The organism is Anabaena sp. CCY 9402-a (genome assembly GCF_963920945.1).
Lineage (GTDB): Bacteria > Cyanobacteriota > Cyanobacteriia > Cyanobacteriales > Nostocaceae > Trichormus > Trichormus minutissimus.
The window spans coordinates 110,914-129,588 of the sequence record NZ_CAWUDL010000003.1; the positions used below are offsets into that span (position 1 = coordinate 110,914).

The window sequence follows — 18,675 nt, forward strand, 5'->3', positions numbered from 1 at the left end:
GGTGACAGGTGACTAGTTCAAAAATACTGTACCATCCTCTTGGATTCTGACTGTACCTTTATCTTGACCAAAGTTAGTGGTTTCGTCCAATCGCACTTCTAACATTCCTTGGGTTGATGTCGGCTGTGGAATCACTTGAACCAGTCCGCCATCCTTACGGTAGAGTGTGAGTGTTACAGGTGCGTTTAAACCTCGCAGCATCACATTTGATTTACCCTGTAGCGATCGCGGTGCTGTATCGCCAATGACTTCATAAGTTACTTCAGCACCAGTATCATTTACTAACCGGACGTTAACCTGATTATTCACCAGGGCGAGTCTAGCACTGGGTTCTTGGCGTTCTCTGGGAAGGGGAGGTTGAATTACAGAAACCGGTGGGCGAGGGGGAATCATTTGTTCTGGATTTATCCCCCGTGCTTGCATTTGCTGGGTGAGAGCGTTGGGGGGACATCCTTGGGGGACTACATTTCTAGAGTTGAAAGGTTCTTCATAATAAATGCGAGGACAGGGATTGATTCCAGAAGTACGTGATAGTGGTGCTTCCCCACCCATACCTTGTGAGTATGGTGTCTGGGTAACAGGGGGAGTCATCGGTGGTAGAAGTCCTTGTGCTTCCAATCTGCGAGTTAACGCATTAGGAGGACAACCTTGAGGTACTAGAACGCGATTGTTATGAGGTTCTTCGTAGAAAACGCTAGGACAAGGATTTACCTTGGGAATGGATTGCTGTGCTGATGCTACTTGAGGAATTACAGGTATACCGATTAGTAATCCTCCGCAGATAGCACCAAATAGTTTTTGAGAATATGTCTTCATAAGTTACTCCTGATTAGGTTTAATTTTGCTCAATATATAGATTTATGATGTAGTTAATTACATTGCTAAAAATTAAGACAAAATCTGGCATATCAATATAGGTTTTCAGCCATTTAAATTTAGCAACTAGTTGTTTTATATATCTCTAACTTTAGACTTGAAACTCAAGACTAAAACATTTGGTATTTATATCTGTGGTATAATGTGAATCAGAAATATTGGCAACACATGAATAATCTGTAGGAGTGCAATTCCTTGCGCCCCTACTTGAGTAATTAACTATTTGTTAACATTCTTACTAAGCTTCTTCCCAAAGTTGGCGAACTTTGTCGGGTAGCCAACTGGCAATTTCCTCTATTCTTTCTGACGACAATTCGTCTTTAGTGGCAGAAAAAACAGCCTTAACAGCTTGTTCACGATCTACATTTGGGGGCATTCCGCCTTCATTAGCTACTCGAAATAAAAAGCGATCGCTATCAATTTTAAAAATACCAGGGCCTTGCCAGGGTGGACGTACCCGGCTCAGAAATCCCACAAGCGGATTTGTATCATGCCACAAATCAGCAATTTCCATTTGCAGAGATTTATCATCAGTGATTTCTGCTGGTTCATGTAATTCTTCTTCAACGCGATCAGCCGCTTCTGTAGTCATTAAATCACGCATGACTCGAAAAACTACTTCTGTGATATCTCTGGCATCATAGACATCTGGTAAACCACTTTCTACTTTAACTTTTTCTAAAAATGGAATATCTCTTTCTTGGATAGCAGTTGACATTTAATACTCCAAAAATTACTTCATTGTTACATTTTTTTGACAACAAAAAATTAGTTATCTCACCAGTGATAATGCAACCATTAGTAAATAAGTTAATAAATAAAGTGAAGACAATTCATCTACCACAGGAAACAAATATTAGTTAAGAAATTAAGACTCAAGAGTGACTGGTAAAGTAATAATAAAAGTAGTACCCTTACTTAAAGTGCTTTCTACTTGAATTTGACCGTGGTGATGTTCGACAATAGCTTGAGCGATCGCCAGTCCTAATCCTGAACCTGTAGCATTGTCTGTAGCTAGATTACCCGTCTTATGGGTGCGTGCTGGATCGACTCGATAAAAACGGTCAAATAACTTTGGCAGAGCCTCAGCCGGAATCCCCACACCGCTATCACTCACCTTAATTTGCAAATAAGCAGCACTGTTGTAGCGAATTCTATCTATCCGTGCTAGTTCTACATTTACCTCACCACCTGCTGGGGTGTATTGCAAAGCATTACCAATCAAATTCGTAAATAAACGCACCAATTGATCCCAGTTACCCCACAGTGTGAACCAATTTTCCAATAATTCCGGACTAGTTTCAAAAGGGGAAGAGTCAACTAGGTGCAAGTTTAAGGTAATGGCTTTTTCTGTCGCTAGCAGTTGTTGTTCTTCCACTACCTCCATGAGCAAAGCATCCACAGGACAAGCTGCAAAGCCATCTTTACTCATGCCACTATCTTGACGTGCTAAGAATAGTAGGTCATTAACTAACCTACCCAAACGCTGTGTTAGCCGTTCCACCGCCTTTAACTGTTGGCGGTAATTTTTAGTAACAGTCGTCTCGATTTGAGTTAATTCCAAGTCAGTCAAGGCTACTTGCACATTAGTTTGAATTAGCGTGATGGGACTTCTTAATTCATGGGAAGCATCAGCCGTAAATTGTTTCAGACGTTGGTAAGACTCGCCGACAGGTTGCATAGCCTTACCTGAAAGAAACCAGCCGCTAGCAGCTACAGACAGCACCATTAACCCCGTACCCAACGCCAAATCAAAAATTAACTGGCGACTCGGTTTAGTCACTTCAAACCAAGGATGACTCACCCGCAGATATCCTAAAACCTGTCGTCCTACTTCTATACGTTGGGTGACTTGGCGCAAGAGTAGTGCTGAGTCCTGAGTCACCGAAGTTTGCCCGGAGGGAGACCCTCCTTGCAACTTCTCGCTGTTAGCGGTAGCGCGGCGTTTAGCCGATCCTAAGTGCTGAATTGGGTTAGCAGTAGCGCGTGCTGAGTTGGGAGTTTCTGCGTTTTCCCATCTCTCTTGTTTAACTATACGTACAGTTTCACCAGTGCGATCGCTATGAATGGGAATATTGAGAGGTTCAGAAAAAGTAGACCAAATTAACTCACCAGTAGAACTAAACCACTCTAAATCAATGTGGTCATCTTCTACTGTCTCCGCATTGGTGCGAAAACTGGCTTCTACATTAATACGGAATTGCTCAGGCTCATCGTTAATTGGTTCAATGACTAGCGATCGCTCCACTATCTCTACTACATGATTCAACGTATCATCAACGCGCTCAATTAAGGTGTTGCGGACATATAAATATACACCACTGGCGAATAGTAAGAGTAATACCGCAGTTACAGCAGTGTACCAAATAGCCAAACGGCGACGAGTAGCTTGGAACATTTAAATGACCTGGAAAAGCATGAACTTTGAGCTATATGCAGAATGTAAATCAATAATAATCCTGAGAATGTTCCGTTACTGATGAAACATAGTTTAGGGTCGTATAACCCCGATATCACTTAGATATTGGGATTATTGAATGTTAGATATATTACAAATTCACTAGGATTGCCATCTTTGTCCAACAGTTCCTCATATCCTCTGAGGACTAAATGTTGATTATGAATTAAAACAGTAAAAATACTGTTTGTTCTGACAATGTTGTGAGTATAAATTCATCTTGCGCTTGTGGCTTTTTTTTAACAAAAAACATGAAGGAATATTGCAGTGACTCCCAAACATAAACAAAAATATAACATTATTAGCCACCCTGCTCTTTTTAAAGCTAATCGTACAAGGTGTAGTCATCTAAACTTAGGCACAACTTTAGTAACTTCTCTGCTAGGTTTAACGGTTGTTTCCGTCCCATCAGCAGAAGCTTCAGATCATGTCGTTACTGATTCACAAATAGAATTAAGTTTTACTCAAACTTTATCTGAAACTAATAGTTCTCAGACTAGCATTCAAACTGACTTTTCCCAGGATATAGAAAACCCCTCTTTATCAGACGCAAAGCAACTGTACCTCTCATCTAGAACCATAGAGGCTGTAAAAAGTCAAAATATTCAGACCCCAGAATTTATTGGTGTTGATACTACTGAAATGTTTTCCACTCACTCAAATGCAGGGATGGGGGAAATTTTAGCAGAAAATGTATTAGAATCTGATGAGCAATTAAAGCCCCAAAATCAAACTCAAATCATTGCACAAACTGACTCTTCTGGGGTAGTAGGTGACACACTAGGCGATACTAATCAATTGCGCCAAGAACTGTTAATTGAACCAATAGTCAGAGTTCGTAAGACTCCTAAAGCTGCTCCTGGTTCAGCTGCGGGTACTCCCTCTGCTTATGGTGCAAGTTTCGGTCAAGCCTATATTGGGGGTGGTTTAAGTTTCCCGCTTGATAAAGATAAGGATAATGTAGACGGTTCGTTGTCGGTGGGTTTCGGTTTAGGTGATGCAGTTAAATCTGTAGGGTTGGAAGTTAACGTCAATATTACTAGTGTCGGCGGTGGTGATAATTTTGATTTTGGCGATAGTGGCGGTGTCGGTTTTAAGCTACACAAATATTTTACCGATGGTACGGCTGTAGCTGTTGGTTGGTCAAATGCTGTGAAATGGGGAGATGTTACCGATGCTCAAGATACTATTTATGGGGTAGTTACTAAGTCATTTCCACTGCAACCAAATAACCCAAATCATAAATTACCTCTCACGCTTTCTGCGGGTCTTGGTAGTGGTAGTTTTCGTTCTAAGGGTGCGATAGAAGCAGGTGATAATGCTATAAATCTTTTTGGAAGTCTGGGTTTAAGAATTATTCCAGAAATATCTTTGGTTACTAGCTGGACAGGAAATCGCCTCAATATGGGAGCATCTTTTGCACCATTAAAAGATACTCCTATAGTTATCAATACTATTTTCACGGATGTAACCAGCAATTTTGAAACTGGTCTTGGGTTTACTTTAAGTGCAGGGTATACTTTTCGGTTTTAGATGTTGAGTTATTTTGGAAATAAAGGATATCAGGTGCAGATAAGTAGTTATGTTTTTCTCGGTCATTAAAACCCACCCAGCTTGCAGGTAAGGAAAATCAAACATAGCTTTGATGAGGTGGTTTTTTTCGAGTTTAATAAGTAATCAACCGGACACAATCTTTAGCAGCAATAGTCATGAAAAAACAAAACTTACCTCTCAATTTAGGTTTAGTATTAATTTTATTGACTTGTTTAGTCAGTGCGCCCCTGAGAGTAAATGCAGGTAGTGCTAATGTAGTCGGTGTTAGTGATGATTCTGCTACCTCATCTGGTGATAATCTTAGCCCTGCAACAGAGCCACCGCTTGAAGCTGTACCTGGTACTAATGTCGAAATAAACAGTGGTGATTCTGAGGTGAATATTAGTACATCACCAGAAATTCAGAACAATGTCAATGAAGCGGCTAATGAGATATTGGAACAAGCTGAAGATGCTAATAGCTCAGTAGCAGTCAGTAGTGTTGGTGTTGATGGTACTGTCTGTAGTGTTGGTGTTGATGGTACTGTCTTGAGTTGTGCGGGTAGTTCTAATAGTGTATTTGCCATTATTGTAGTTATTTTACAAGGTGGTGCTGATGCAGAAAATTCTGTCAATCAGTTACAAAGTTCTTTAGGTAATTTAGGTGTTTCACCATCTGCAATACGACGTCTGGTTAACGCTCTTCAGGGGATGATTAGTCAGTCATCAGCATCTACATCTGGTGTTGATATGGGGTCTTTAAAACCAGCGCATTTAGTAGCTGGTGTTAAGGGGTTAAAAAAAGAAGTTGCTCAAAATGTAGTTAAACCAAGTGTGGATCTGAATAAGTTAAATGCTGCTATTACTGCTTACAATAATATTGTGATGGAAAGCAGTCCTGAAGTTGTTCAGAAATTGGCGAAAGACCCACAATTTTTAGAAATTGGTAAAGTTCTGAAGCAGTTACGGGCTGCTTTGAATAAGCGTTAAAATTTGCACAGCGACTGACAAAGCTCATACAGTCAGTCGCTGGATAGCTACAACTGACTCAAACTGAGTCGCTTCAAGAATCCAATAGGAGTCCGATAATTAAATTCTGCAATTAATAAGATTGATATTTTTTAAATATTTGAACTTCCCCCTGATGATTAAACTCCATGACTGTAAAGGGCTGCTTTGTATTTCCCGATTCCATTCCTGGCGTTCCTATAGCCATTCCTGGTACAGCTAAACCTGCAAGTTGGGGCTGTTGTTGCAGAAAAAGCTTGATATCATCGGCGGGAATATGTCCTTCCATCACGTAACCGTCAATAATTGCTGTATGACAAGATGCTAAATCTGGAGGTAAATTGTACTTTTGTTTGATAGCTTCCATCTCGTCAGTTTTGATATCAGCTTGGATTTTAAACCCGTGCTTTTGGATGTGTTTTATCCAATTTCCGCAGCAGGTACAAGCCGGACTACGATAAACTTTAACGTCTCTTGTTCCTGAATAGGATTCGGTTTGCTGATCCCAAACACTGACGTTGAGCAGTGATGTAGAATTACTCGCTAATACTTGTAGATGATTACTAGCTGTGACATTCTCTCCTTGGCTCATTAAATTGAATGTTATGTAGGCAGTTGCTACAACTCCAGTGGTAACAATTACTGCCAACAAATAACGAGGCAATTTACTCATCCAATCAGAAAAACGTTTGTACATTGTTAACACCTTGTAAGAGATTTTTAGTATTCGTATTTCCAACCTATTTTTGTGAGTTTATACTCTCTAGTTAAGTGAAGAGTCAACGGCGAGATTTTAAGATGTAGACAATATTTACTTTTATAAAGAAAATATTGTCTACATTTTTAGCTAAAAATACAAAAATGAAAATAAGATGAAATTTGGTATATTACATCAGACATAAATTTTTTTATCCCATTTGGAAGATGTTTGAGCGATAGGAAATTTTTAAATTAAAGTCAAGGGACAAGCTAAATTCAAAGTAGAGTGTACCATCATCAAGTAGTATCCGAATTACACTACACTCGCAAAATATTTAATTCCCAGATTCACAAGGATTAATTATGGCTAATATAGGGTTATTTTTTGGTACTCAAACAGGCAATACCCAAACAGAATCAGAAATGATTCAACAACAGTTTGGTGATAAACATACTGTAGAATTGCATGATGTCTCTCAAGTAGAATTGAGTGAGTTCAATAAATATAATTATATCATTATTGGCTGCCCCACCTGGAATATTGGTGAATTACAAAGCGACTGGGAAGGTTTTTATGATGAGCTAGATAATGTTGATTTTTCTGGGAAGAAAGTAGCTTATTTTGGTGCAGGGGATCAGGTTGGTTATCCTGATACCTTTCAAGATGCAATGGGCATTCTCGAAGAAAAAATTGTGGAATTAGGTGGTAAAACTGTGGGTTATTGGCCTACAGATAACTATGAGTTTAGTGAGTCTAAAGCACTCCGTGATGGGAAATTTGTAGGACTTGCTCTTGACGAAGATAATCAAGCGGACTTGACAGAGGAACGAATCAAAACTTGGGTAGCTCAACTCAAACAAGAGTTTGGTTTGTAGAAGAGTCCTGATAGGCAATTTTACAAAGTTGCCTCAACTCTAACACTCAGGATTCTGGTATTACTGAAGCAAAATCTTGAGTAATACTCTAAGTATTAGAGTTTCTCCAATTATGACAATTAATTTATATCTATTAGTTGATTTTTTATCCAGCACAATAATATACGGTGAATTTAAAACCTTGACTTTAAAAAGCCAGTAGAAAATGATGAAAAATACAAATTTCGTTAATTATTTTGTTACTGCTCTCACTCTATTAGGATTGAGTGCTGTTCCTTCAATTGCTCAAACTCAACCTTCTCAGCAACGTTCAGAAATGAACTTACAACAGATGGGTCAGCATCGCCGAGAAATGATGACACAGATGGGACAGATGCAGCAAATGATGGGACAAATGCAAATCAATATGGGTCGAATGCAGCAGAGAATGTCTCAGATGACACCTGAACAAATGCAGCAAATGATGCAAAGAATGACTCCACAACAAAGAGAACAACACCATCAACAAATGATGAGGCAAATGCAAGAAGCGATGAGAAGTATGCAGAAAATGAATCAAATGATGGAAAAGATGAACCAAATGATGGGAAGTTAAAGTAATTCGTAATTATGAAAGTACCACGGAATTTGGGTTTTTATGTTTGAATCTATTGGGGAATATTAGAGGATTGGAATTAAATGCCAACAAAATACTAATGAGTGCTATTGATCATGACAAATCATCATAGGAGAACAGCTACACATCCGACTCACGAACACTACGAACATGAACACCATTCTGAGCATCAACCAGGGCATTTACAACATGGTAAACACGCTGGACATAGCCCGGAAATTTTCAAACGTCGCTTTTTTATCTGTCTGCTGTTAACTTTGCCCATCTTGTATTTTTCTACCCAACTACAAGATTGGTTGAATTACGAAGCGATCGCTTTTCCTGGTTCGGAGTGGATTAACCCAATTTTAGGCATCATCATCTATTTTTACGGTGGTTGGGTATTTCTCAAAGGTGCTTGGAATGAACTGCACAGCCAAATCGGGATGATGACTTTGATTGCGCTAGCAATTACGGTTGCATTTACGTACAGTTTGGCTGTTTCTCTTGGTTTGAGGGGGATGCCTTTTTATTGGGAGCTAGCAACCCTAGTAGATATTATGCTGCTGGGTCACTGGATTGAAATGGCTTCTGTACAAAGTGCTAGCCGGGCTTTAGAAAATTTAGCACAACTTTTACCTGCCCAAGCCCATCGCCTCACTAACGGTCAAGTTGAAGATGTGCCGGTCAGCGAAATTCAAGCAGAAGATATTGTTTTGATTCGTCCAGGGGAGCAAGTCCCCAATGATGGGATTGTGATTGAGGGAGAAAGCAGCATTAATGAATCCTTTCTCACAGGTGAATCTCGTCCAGTTGCTAAACAAGAAGGGGATGAAGTAGTAGCTGGTTCGGTAAACGGTGAGGGTTCAGTTAAAGTTAAAGTGACTCGTGTAGGTGGCGAAACTACGATTAATCAGATTATGCGCTTGGTAGAAGAGGCGCAGGGTTCTAGAAGTAGATATCAAGTCTTAGCAGACCGGACAGCCTACTGGTTGACTATAATTGCGATCGGTGCAGGAACTAATGTAGCAATTGAATCTGCGGATTTAGTGTTAATTGAAAATGATCCCTTAGACGCAGTTAAAGCCCTGAATTTAGCCCAAAAAACCTACAGCAAAATGATTCAAAATCTTGCATGGGCGACAGGTTACAACGTGATTGCTATTCCTCTGGCGGCTGGTGTGCTTTACACTTGGGGAATTTTACTTTCACCGGCGGTGGGAGCATTATTAATGAGTTTGTCAACTGTGATTGTGGCAATTAATGCTGTAATGTTGCGTCGGGCGAAGTTGGCTTAAATCCAATACAGTTCAGTTAAGAAAATAGTTTGTAGTGTACCCCTGCGGGGAAGCAAGCTACGCCTAGCGTCTCGTAGAGAGTTTAGTCCTCATCTAAGGACTAAAGTCCTTACTACGAACTCTTACTTCACAAACCCCAGATTTTAGCCTTGTTAGGCGTTGCATTAATAATGTCAAGCGTTGCATTAGCAATGTCAAGCGTTGCATTAGCAATGTCAAGCGTTGCATTAACAATTTCAGGCGTTGCATTAGCAATGTCAAGCGTTGCATTGGCAATGCCGATGAAGCAACTTGCGTAGACACCGTAGCCCCTTTACAATGGGTACTGTGCAAATTCATATAGAATTGGGATTACTCAAAAACTGATGTCATTCCCTTTCCTGATTCGACATCTGAAAGCGGTTTTTTAGGCAGCAAGAATTTACCGAACTGAGCATATAAAGCAGGTAAAACTAATAATGTTAACCCTGTAGAAGTAAACAAACCTCCCAGTACCACTATAGCTAAAGGCTGGAGAATTTCTTTACCTGCACCTATGCCAATTATCAAAGGTATCATGCCCAAAGCGGAAGTCAAAGCTGTCATTAAAATAGCAACTAAGCGTTCCATTGAACCTGTCAAAATTACTGTCTTTAAAGGCAAACCCTGGGCTAATTTCTGATTGTAATTATCTACTAATAAAAGTCCGTTGCGTGTGGCTACACCAAATAGAGTAATAAACCCGACTAAGGAAGCTACAGAGATAATTCCGCCACTTAAAGCAATGGAAAATATACCTCCTACCAATGCTAGAGGTAGGTTAATCATAATCATTAGCATGGCAGCAACAGATTTAACTGCAAAGTACATCAAGACAGCAATAATTACAATTGCTAAACTTCCAAATACTAGTAAGTTTTGGGTAGCGCGTTGTTCTGATTCAAATTGTCCGCCGTATTGAATGAAATAACCTGTAGGTAACTGAATTGATTGCTGTACTTTAGCTTGAATTTCATCAACGACAGAACCTAAATCTCGCCCGGAAACATTAGCAGAAACTACAATTAAACGTGAGACATTTTCCCGGTTAATTGTGTTGGGGCCTGTTCCATAGTCAACGCTGGCGACTTGAGCTAGGGGGATTTTCTGCCCTGTGGGGGTATCTACTAATAAGTTGCGGATAATTTCTAAATTATTGCGTGCTTCTGGTTGCAACCACACAACCAAATCAAATAATTGCTGTCCTTCCAAAACTTGAGAGACAACCCGCCCATTCAAAGCAGTTTCGGTCACTTCTGCTAGTTGACCGACTGTTAAACCATAGCGAGCTGCGGCGGTTCTGGAAAATTTAATTTGTACCTGCTTAATGGGGACTTGGGGTTCAAGTTGTAAATCTACCAGTCCCGGTATATCTTTGACAGCCGCTTGCACCTCAGAACCAATGTGACGCAGTTCGCCTAAATCTGAGCCAAAAATTTTGATTGCGATCGCACTTCTCACTCCTGATAATACCTCATCCATGCGGTGAGAAATAAAGCCGCCAATACTAGGGGCAACTCCCGGTATTTTGGCAAATTCTGCCCGTAACTTCTCAATGCTTCCTTTCCTATCTTGTAAGCCGTCCTTAGTCAATTCCACATCTAAATGTCCCAAATTCACGCCACCAGCATCAGCATCACCAGGAGCGCGTCCGGCTCGTAACTGGACTGTGCTAAATCGCTTGTCACCTTTCAAAGCCTCTTGCATAACGAACCCGACTTGATTCGTGGCTGACAGAGAACTCCCTGGATACAGCAGCACAGCATTGACTAAAGATGGTTCTTGGAACTCCGGCAGAAAAACCCTACCCAAACTTGGTAAAATTATTAGAGATGCAACTAAACTAGCCCCCGCAATTGCCAAGATAATCGTCGGGAAGCGCAGCGAAAAATTGAGCAACGGTTGATAAAGTCGCTGTGATAAGGCATTTACCCAAGTATCATCTGAAGGTAACTGGCGATTGGCTAATAAAATCGCGCACAATGCAGGCGACAGCGTCATAGCTACAAAGGTAGACGCAAAAATTGATACCAAATAAGCCACACCCATCGGGGCAAATATGCGCCCTTCTACACCCGTAAGCATGAAAATAGGTGCAAAGACTACGGCAATAATGACTGTAGAAAAAATGACGCTGACTCTGACTTCAACTGAGGTATCGTAAACTACTTTAAAGGGATGAACAGGATTGCTTGCAGCTTGATTTTTACGTAACCCTCGGTAGCAGTTTTCCATATCAACAATTGAGTCATCCACTACCGAACCAATAGCCACAGCTAAACCACCCAAAGTTATGGTGTTAATTGCCTGACTAAATAAATTGAGAATCAACATCCCAATTAAAACTGATAGAGGAATGGCACTCAGAGTAATTACAGCCGTGCGCCAGTTCATCAAAAACAGCAGCAAGATAACAGCGACAATAATAGTACCATCACGGAGAGAACTGGTAACATTTTCAATAGCTGCGGCAATAAAACTTTCCTGGCGAAAAGTTTCTGTAACTTTCACGTCTGGGGGTAATGCTAATTTTACCTCTGAGATCGCCTTTTCAATTGCTTTAGTTACAGTCGGTGTATCATACTGCGGCTGTTTATTCACCATCACCACAATCGCAAGCTGACCATTGAGACTACCATCACCACGTTTTAAAGCTGCGCCAATCTGCACAGATGCGACATCTTTAAGTAAAACAGGCGTACCATTACGGGCTGTCACAGCAGAGTTAGCCAACTGTTCAATAGATTTAACCCGTCCCAGTCCCCGAATGATAATTTCTTGGTCGGGGTTAATTAAAAAACCACCAGATGCATTCACATTAGCGGCTTTTGTAGCTGCTGTCACCTCATCCAAAGTGACATTAAATGCTTTCAGCTTCGCCGGGTCAACTAAAACCTGATATTGACGAACATCACCACCATAAGCAATCACTTGAGAAACCCCAGATACAGCCAACAGTCGATTCGTCACATCCCTGTCAACCAAACGCCGCACTTCCATCAGTGGCGTTGTGTCAGCAGTGAAAGCATACTGCAACACAGTCCCAATCGGGGAAGTAATCGGCGAAATTTGGGGATTTTCTACACCTGATGGTAACTTCTCCTGCACCTGTTGCAATCGTTCCATCACCAACTGACGAGCCTGATAAACATTCGTCCCCCACTTAAAAATCACCTTCACCACCGAAATTCCCACCGCCGAGGAAGAACGTACCGTTTCCACCCCCGGTGTACCATTCACAGAACTTTCAATCGGCAAAGTCACCAGCGATTCTACCTCTTCTGGAGCGAGTCCTGGGGCTTCAGTTTGAATCTCAACTTGCGGCGGTGCAAAATCAGGAAACACATCCAATGGCATTTGAGTCAGATTGTACACACCCAAAAACGTAACTACAACTGCTCCCAACACCACCAACCACCGTTGAACAATCGACCACTTAAGGATGCTATTTAACATTTCCCAACTCCAAACACCAAAAAACTCACTCCAACTCTCTGCGCCTCTGCGTCTCTGCATGAGACAAATCCAAACTCAAATTCACCGCCGATATCCGCCGCCGAGACCAAACAGCACCCCCAAAAAATGCGCCTATAATTAATAAACTCCCTCCACCAACCCCCAATAACCACAGTGGTACAGGCAGATTCGATGTTACACCTGTAGTAGCTTCCCCATGTTCATGGTCATTTTGATTAGATTTATTTCCCCCAAGCAAAGACTGCGCGTATAGTTGCGGCGCACGCTGAGTTACTACTAAATCCCCTGCAAATAAACCCATCTTCACCTCAACCATATCCCCAGAGGTTCGACCCAAAGTAACATCAACTCCTTGGTAAGCATTACCATTTTGGATATAAACCTGTTCCTTACCATTAACATCAACAACGGCTGTAGAGGGAATAGCTAACACTGCTGATGAAGTTTGGTTGGTGAGGACTTCCAATTCAGCAAACATCCCAGGTTTAAGTACACCACCAGGATTATTAATTTCCGCTTTTACTGGGACAACCCGCGTCTCCCCTGTCACCGCCGAATCAATAATAGTAATGCGTCCTGTAAATGTGCGGTCAGGTAAAGCAGCCACTTTGACATTAACCCGTTGACCTTGACGAACTTTATCTAAATCTTTTTCGTAAATATTAGCTGTAGCAAACACCCGATTATCATTAACAATCGTCATTAATTTGCCACCTGCATCATTAAAGGTTTGACCGATAGTAACTTCTCTATCCGCAACCTTCCCAGAAATTGGTGCTGTTATTGTCACAAGTCCTTTGCTATTACTACGGATGCCTAATTGTTGCAAGCGAGTTCCATAGTTTGCACTGCTGAGACTAATTCGAGATTTGGCAACTGTAACATGAGCCTGGGCGCGTTTGAGTTGATTTTCTGCGGCGATGACTTCCCGGCGACTATTAGCTTTCGTCAGTTGCGCTTTCGCCTGGGCTAGCTGAGTTTGAGATTCTAAAGCATTCCTTTGGGGTAAAGCACCCGCCTCAGCTAAATCTTTGTCTTTGTTATATTTTTCTTGAGCAAATGCTACTTGACTTTCAGCTTCAGTAATTTCAGCAGCCGCAATTTGTTGATAGCGATAATAATTTTGTTGCGCTAATTTTAAATCTGCTAAAGCTTGTTGTAAATCTGCTTCACCTTGAGCCAGTTTCTCTTGTGACTCTACGCGCAGTGATGCTAAATCTGGACTGGTGACGACAGCAACAGGTTGACCTTGCTTAACTATAGTACCTGGTTCTACTAACAACTCAACTACTTTTGCCCCTGGAATGGGTGTAGTAACTTCTGCTTGTTTACTAGGTAGGGTTTCTATTTTACCTGTAGTTTTAATGCTGATAGCTAGTTGCTGTGATTTGACTGGTGTAACTTTTATTCCTAACCTTTGAGCCGTTTCTGTATCTACCTGAACCGAACTATTAGCCGATGCTTCATTTCCTCCCTGAAATTCATTTCCGTGTCCAGCATGGGCTAGAACTGCTGCGGGACTCGCTAATAATAGTAAGCTGGCTAGTATACCAGAGGCACTACGCATGATTAAAAACAGAGAGTTTAACATCGCTATCAGAAATCCTGAGTTACGGGGTAAAAGGGTTATTCTGCACCCCACCCTAGTATTTCATCTCAAAATGAAATTAGGATGAAATTTAGTAGAGATTCTCTGTGTCTTTGTGTCTCTGTGGTAAAAAAGTCTTTAACCACAGAGACACAAAGACACAGAGTTATGAAGAAATTTAATTTATGAGAGTGCTACTTGTTGAGGATGAACCAGATTTGGGTACTGCTATTAAGCGAACTCTTACCCAACAGAAATACTTGGTTGATTGGGTGATAGATGGTAATGAGGCGTGGGCATATCTAGAAAGTAGTTGGACACAATACACTTTAGCTATTTTTGATTGGATGATTCCTGGTATTTCTGGTTTGGAATTATGCCAGAAATTACGTTATCGGCATAATCCTCTACCTGTGTTAATACTGACAGCTAAAGATAGAATGGAAGATAAAGTCATGGGGTTAGATGCAGGGGCTGATGATTATTTAGTCAAACCCTTTGGTATGGCGGAACTGTTAGCGAGATTGCGGGCTTTGCAGAGGCGATCGCCTCAATTTCAACCCCAAGAATTAACTGTGGGAAAGCTCACTTTAGATTATGGTAATAGTAAAGTAATTAGTAGAGGTATTGCGGGGAATAAACAGGAAATTATCTTAACTAATAAAGAATTTCAACTTCTAGAATATTTTATCAAGCACCCCAATCAAATATTAAATTCTGAACAAATTCGCTATCAACTTTGGGAGGTAAATGCAGAACCTGTAAGTAATGTAGTTGCAGCACAAGTTAGGTTACTACGTCGCAAGTTGGCTAATAGTGGCTGTGAAAATATGATTGAAACATTACATGGTCTGGGATATAGATTTAATTTCACCGATGAATCAAAATAAGTTATTTCAGCAAACCCGCTTACGTTTGGCGTTGTGGTACGCGCTGGTGATGGCTGTGATTTTAAGTTTGTGTGGAATTGGTGTTTACAAAGCTGTGTCTCACGCTCATTGGATGACCTTAGACCAAGAAATAGAATCAGTAGCGGGAACATTGCATGATAGTATTGAATTGAAATTACAACAACCTGGTCAATTAGAACCAGTCATACAAACTCTTTTACCCAATATATGCATAGTAGGAAAAAGGTGTATTTCCGAGCCAGTAAACTCTCAGCGTCATACCCTAAGTGCTATTCATCAAGACCATTATTATGTGCGTTTCTTTGATAATTCTGGACGCTTATTTGCTATAGCTGGGGCTTATCCAGAAGGGCTATCACCAGAATTTAATCGAGAATTATGGCAAACTCTCAAAGATAATAAAGGTAAGGTCTATCATCAAATTTCTTTAACTTTACATACCCAAAATAATCGTGATTGGGGTTACATTCAAGTCGGGCGGAGTATTGAAGATTTTAATAGTTATTTAGATGCGGTTAAGCTCATATTAGTATTGGGTTCGCCAATTGTTATTACTTTAGTTGGTCTTGCTAGTTGGTGGTTAGCTAGATTAGCAATGCAACCAATTTATAAATCATACAGACAAATTCAACAATTTACAGCCGATGCAGCCCACGAATTACGCACACCTTTAGCAGCTACTCAAGCAACTGTAGAATCAGCACTTTTGATGTCACAATTGGATGAAGTAGAGGCGCGGGAAACTTTACAAACTCTACACCGTCAAAATCAGCGTTTGACTAATCTTGTAACTGATTTATTATTACTATCTCGTTTAGATAGTCAACCTGTGCCAATGCGGCGTGAGATTTGTTGTTTAGATGATATTATTAATGACTTAATAGAAGAGTTTGCAGCATTAGCGATCGCCACAAATATCACCCTCACATCTCGGATTCTGGTATCGACACCTGTAAATATTATCGCTAATCAAGACCAGCTTTATCGTTTGATTTCTAACTTAACTATCAATGCTATTCAGTATACACCATCAGGTGGTAAAGTAATAGTTGCTTTAAACCGTAGTGATAATTATGCTGTGATTCAAATTCAGGATACAGGTATTAGTATTCCTCAGTCAGAATTATCACACATTTTTGATCGCTTTTATCGAGTGCATAGCGATCGCTCTCGTAGCACTGGCGGTTCTGGATTAGGATTAGCGATCGCTCAAGCAATTATCCTAGCACACCACGGTAGTATAGATGTGCAGAGTGAATTAGGTCAAGGCAGTATTTTTACGCTTAAGCTACCCCGTAAAAACTAATTGATGAATTTCAAGCTTTAGTATTTAATTAGGGGTTGGTGTTGGTGTTTCTGTCGGGGTTTCTGTGGGTGTGGGTGTGGGTGTTTCTGTGGGAGTTGGTGTTGGTTCTGGTGGGGTGGGATTTTTGACTGTAAGGCTGAGTTGATAATCTGCTGATGTGGATGCAGTGGACACCACAACAAATTCATAAAATCCCGATTCTGGTAGTTCTGTTGTTAAAGTCCGTTGCGTAGAATCTTCTAAAAATATAATTTTCCCAGAAGGCGAATAAATTGATAACAAAACTTGGGGATTTGCTTGTAGTTGGAAATCTAAAGTTTGATTTTGAGCTAAATCAGCAATAAAAACTTTACCCACACCAGGGTTAAGATTACCACTGATAGTTTTATTAATAGCATCTTGATCAAAAACGATTTTTTGGAAAGCACTACCTGCAATGATGGCGTTAAGTTTGTCACTAACAAAAGCGTGCCAAACTTGTCCTATAGGCTGATTGATGAAGTCTTGTCCTTTTCGTTTTGGGAAGGCGTTAAAAAAAGCCGCATCACCCAAATCATACAAAGCGCGACTACTAACATTAACTTGATTGATATCCACCTTCCAGCGATCGCGTTCTGCGGCAGTATAAGTACCTAATTGCCGTCGTGCTTTGGTACTTAATGGTACAAGCTTTTCGAGTAATTCACCAGCGATTTTATCCCATTCTCCCCGTAAACTTTCATCCTCTGGTTCATCGCTGAGGGTACGTCCCTTTAAACTGGGATTTTGCTCCCAAAAACTTTGATTGACTAAATTAACGTAGAAATTAAAGTCTATCCCTAATTGTTGACGGCGATCGCTTAATCTTTGTTTGCGTCGTCGTTCTGTGGGCGAGTATTTATCTAGAGGATTGGTAGGCTGGGTAATAGTTGGTGTTGGTGTAGAATCGACTATGACTTGATTACCAGTTCTTCCGCCAACTCCCCACCAAATTAATCCCCCAGTAGTAACTAACACCAACACTGCTAGAAAAGTTTTAGTTGATGTCCATTGATTGTTAGGTTCGGGAGGAAGAGAAGCAGGGGGAATAGGAACAATAGGGGGAGTAGGCGAGACAGCTAGAGTTGCTGATGTCGGTGCGACTGGGGGGATGGGTGCTTGAGTGGGGGGATAATGTACTGGTGGAGAATTGAGTGCTTCGAGAACTTGTTGGGCTGACTGATAGCGATCGCCCGGTCGAGGAGCTAACATTTGATCTAATACTTGTCCTAATAGCGGACTGAGGGTAATTTCCCTTCGCCATTGCCAAGAAAGATTATAATTATCGACTAATTCTTGGGGTTGTTTACCCGTCAATAAAACTATTGCAGTCACCGCCAAAGCATACAAATCACTATGGGGAGACACTGCACCGGTTTGCATTTGTTCTGGTGGTGCGAATCCCACCTTACCTAGTAGGGTAGCGACTGGAGGCGGTGTAGCTATCCCCTGTTGATAATATTGGGAAGCAACGGCGGCTACTACTTGTTTGACACCACCAAAATCAATTAATATTGGTAGCTGGTCAAAAGTGCGAAGAATTAAATTATCTGGCGAAATATCACGATGAATCACACCCAAGGAATGGATATAATTCAACACTGGTAAAATTTGCTGTAAAAGTTGCTTAATTTCTAATTCTGTAAATCGTAAACCCTGTTGTTTACGGCTATTTAATAAATAACTATAATTTTGTCCTTCTATATAATCTTGGACTAAAAATAAATATTCTTTACCTTCCAAATTAATGTGAAACTGTTCCCGAAAGCGAGGAATTTGGGGATGTTGTAACTTATAGAGAACACTAGCTTCACGCTGAAATAGTTCTTCTGCTTTTTGTAAAACGTAGTCTGTTTGAACTTGGGGACAAAATTCCTTTAAAACACAAAGTTCGCGAAAACGGTTAATATCTTCAGCTAAATAAGTCCGTCCAAATCCTCCCTGACCGATTTGACGTACAATCACATAGCGATCGCCTAAAGTTAGCCCTGGTTGAATGTTATTCATTACTCATT

15 protein-coding genes are annotated in these 18,675 nt (G+C 40.7%); 7 read left to right on the top strand and 8 right to left on the bottom strand.

The window, feature by feature from the left end; translation table 11 throughout:
• Positions 1–12: 12 nt before the first annotated feature.
• The 3 genes from ACM0OR_RS02390 to ACM0OR_RS02400 all read right to left on the bottom strand — a co-directional run bounded on the left by ACM0OR_RS02390 (position 13) and on the right by ACM0OR_RS02400 (position 3,274).
• Positions 13–816, bottom strand: coding sequence for a hypothetical protein (locus ACM0OR_RS02390; protein WP_414574845.1), 804 nt, complete (start codon positions 814–816; stop codon positions 13–15).
• Between the two features lie 298 nt (positions 817–1,114).
• Positions 1,115–1,594 (bottom strand): DUF2267 domain-containing protein, encoded by a 480-nt coding sequence (locus ACM0OR_RS02395; RefSeq protein WP_414574846.1) that lies wholly within the window; start codon positions 1,592–1,594, stop codon positions 1,115–1,117.
• A gap of 150 nt (positions 1,595–1,744) precedes the next feature.
• A complete protein-coding gene (locus ACM0OR_RS02400; protein WP_414574847.1) occupies positions 1,745–3,274 on the bottom strand; it encodes a sensor histidine kinase in 1,530 nt (509 codons plus the stop codon).
• Between the two features lie 327 nt (positions 3,275–3,601).
• Here ACM0OR_RS02400 and ACM0OR_RS02405 point away from each other — a divergent pair, with 327 nt between their 5' ends.
• Together ACM0OR_RS02405 and ACM0OR_RS02410 are read left to right on the top strand one after the other, a co-directional pair.
• On the top strand, positions 3,602–4,867 hold the full coding sequence (locus ACM0OR_RS02405; protein ID WP_414574848.1) for a hypothetical protein: 1,266 nt from the start codon (positions 3,602–3,604) through the stop codon (positions 4,865–4,867).
• 176 nt (positions 4,868–5,043) lie between these two features.
• Positions 5,044–5,856: a hypothetical protein gene (locus ACM0OR_RS02410; protein WP_414574849.1), complete on the top strand. Its 813-nt coding sequence runs from the start codon at positions 5,044–5,046 to the stop codon at positions 5,854–5,856.
• Between the two features lie 112 nt (positions 5,857–5,968).
• Here the strand turns inward: ACM0OR_RS02410 and ACM0OR_RS02415 are convergent, their stop codons facing one another.
• Positions 5,969–6,571, bottom strand: coding sequence for a DUF411 domain-containing protein (locus ACM0OR_RS02415; protein ID WP_414574850.1), 603 nt, complete (start codon positions 6,569–6,571; stop codon positions 5,969–5,971).
• A 365-nt stretch (positions 6,572–6,936) separates the two neighbouring features.
• Here ACM0OR_RS02415 and fldA point away from each other — a divergent pair, with 365 nt between their 5' ends.
• The 3 genes from fldA (at position 6,937) to ACM0OR_RS02430 (ending at position 9,342) form a co-directional block, all read left to right on the top strand.
• On the top strand, positions 6,937–7,449 hold the full coding sequence (gene fldA / locus ACM0OR_RS02420; RefSeq protein ID WP_414574851.1) for a flavodoxin FldA: 513 nt from the start codon (positions 6,937–6,939) through the stop codon (positions 7,447–7,449).
• A 205-nt stretch (positions 7,450–7,654) separates the two neighbouring features.
• Complete coding sequence (locus tag ACM0OR_RS02425) at positions 7,655–8,044, top strand: hypothetical protein (protein ID WP_414574852.1); 390 nt, start codon at positions 7,655–7,657, stop codon at positions 8,042–8,044.
• A gap of 116 nt (positions 8,045–8,160) precedes the next feature.
• The gene (locus tag ACM0OR_RS02430) at positions 8,161–9,342 is read left to right on the top strand and encodes an HAD-IC family P-type ATPase (protein ID WP_414574853.1); all 1,182 of its coding nucleotides are present in this window, start codon (positions 8,161–8,163) and stop codon (positions 9,340–9,342) included.
• 93 nt (positions 9,343–9,435) lie between these two features.
• On the opposite strand, the gene ACM0OR_RS02435 is transcribed toward ACM0OR_RS02430, so the two are convergent.
• Genes ACM0OR_RS02435 through ACM0OR_RS02445 form a run of 3 tightly spaced genes read right to left on the bottom strand, consistent with a single transcriptional unit; the run spans position 9,436 to position 14,428 of the window.
• Positions 9,436–9,645: a hypothetical protein gene (locus ACM0OR_RS02435; RefSeq protein WP_414574854.1), complete on the bottom strand. Its 210-nt coding sequence runs from the start codon at positions 9,643–9,645 to the stop codon at positions 9,436–9,438.
• 48 nt (positions 9,646–9,693) lie between these two features.
• Positions 9,694–12,816 carry an efflux RND transporter permease subunit gene (locus ACM0OR_RS02440; protein WP_414574874.1) on the bottom strand — a complete coding sequence of 1,041 codons (3,123 nt, stop codon included), beginning with the start codon at positions 12,814–12,816 and terminating at the stop codon, positions 9,694–9,696.
• A 25-nt stretch (positions 12,817–12,841) separates the two neighbouring features.
• Positions 12,842–14,428: an efflux RND transporter periplasmic adaptor subunit gene (locus ACM0OR_RS02445; RefSeq protein ID WP_414574855.1), complete on the bottom strand. Its 1,587-nt coding sequence runs from the start codon at positions 14,426–14,428 to the stop codon at positions 12,842–12,844.
• A gap of 182 nt (positions 14,429–14,610) precedes the next feature.
• On the opposite strand from ACM0OR_RS02445, the gene rppA reads away from it, so the two are divergent.
• Positions 14,611–15,315: a two-component system response regulator RppA gene (gene rppA / locus ACM0OR_RS02450; protein ID WP_414574856.1), complete on the top strand. Its 705-nt coding sequence runs from the start codon at positions 14,611–14,613 to the stop codon at positions 15,313–15,315.
• Entirely contained in the window at positions 15,302–16,642 is a 1,341-nt protein-coding gene (gene rppB / locus ACM0OR_RS02455; protein WP_414574857.1) for a two-component system sensor histidine kinase RppB, read from the top strand. Before rppA ends, rppB begins: the two co-directional genes overlap by 14 nt.
• A gap of 24 nt (positions 16,643–16,666) precedes the next feature.
• On the opposite strand, the gene ACM0OR_RS02460 is transcribed toward rppB, so the two are convergent.
• A complete protein-coding gene (locus tag ACM0OR_RS02460; protein ID WP_414574858.1) occupies positions 16,667–18,667 on the bottom strand; it encodes a protein kinase domain-containing protein in 2,001 nt (666 codons plus the stop codon).
• Between the last annotated feature and the right edge of the window lie 8 nt (positions 18,668–18,675).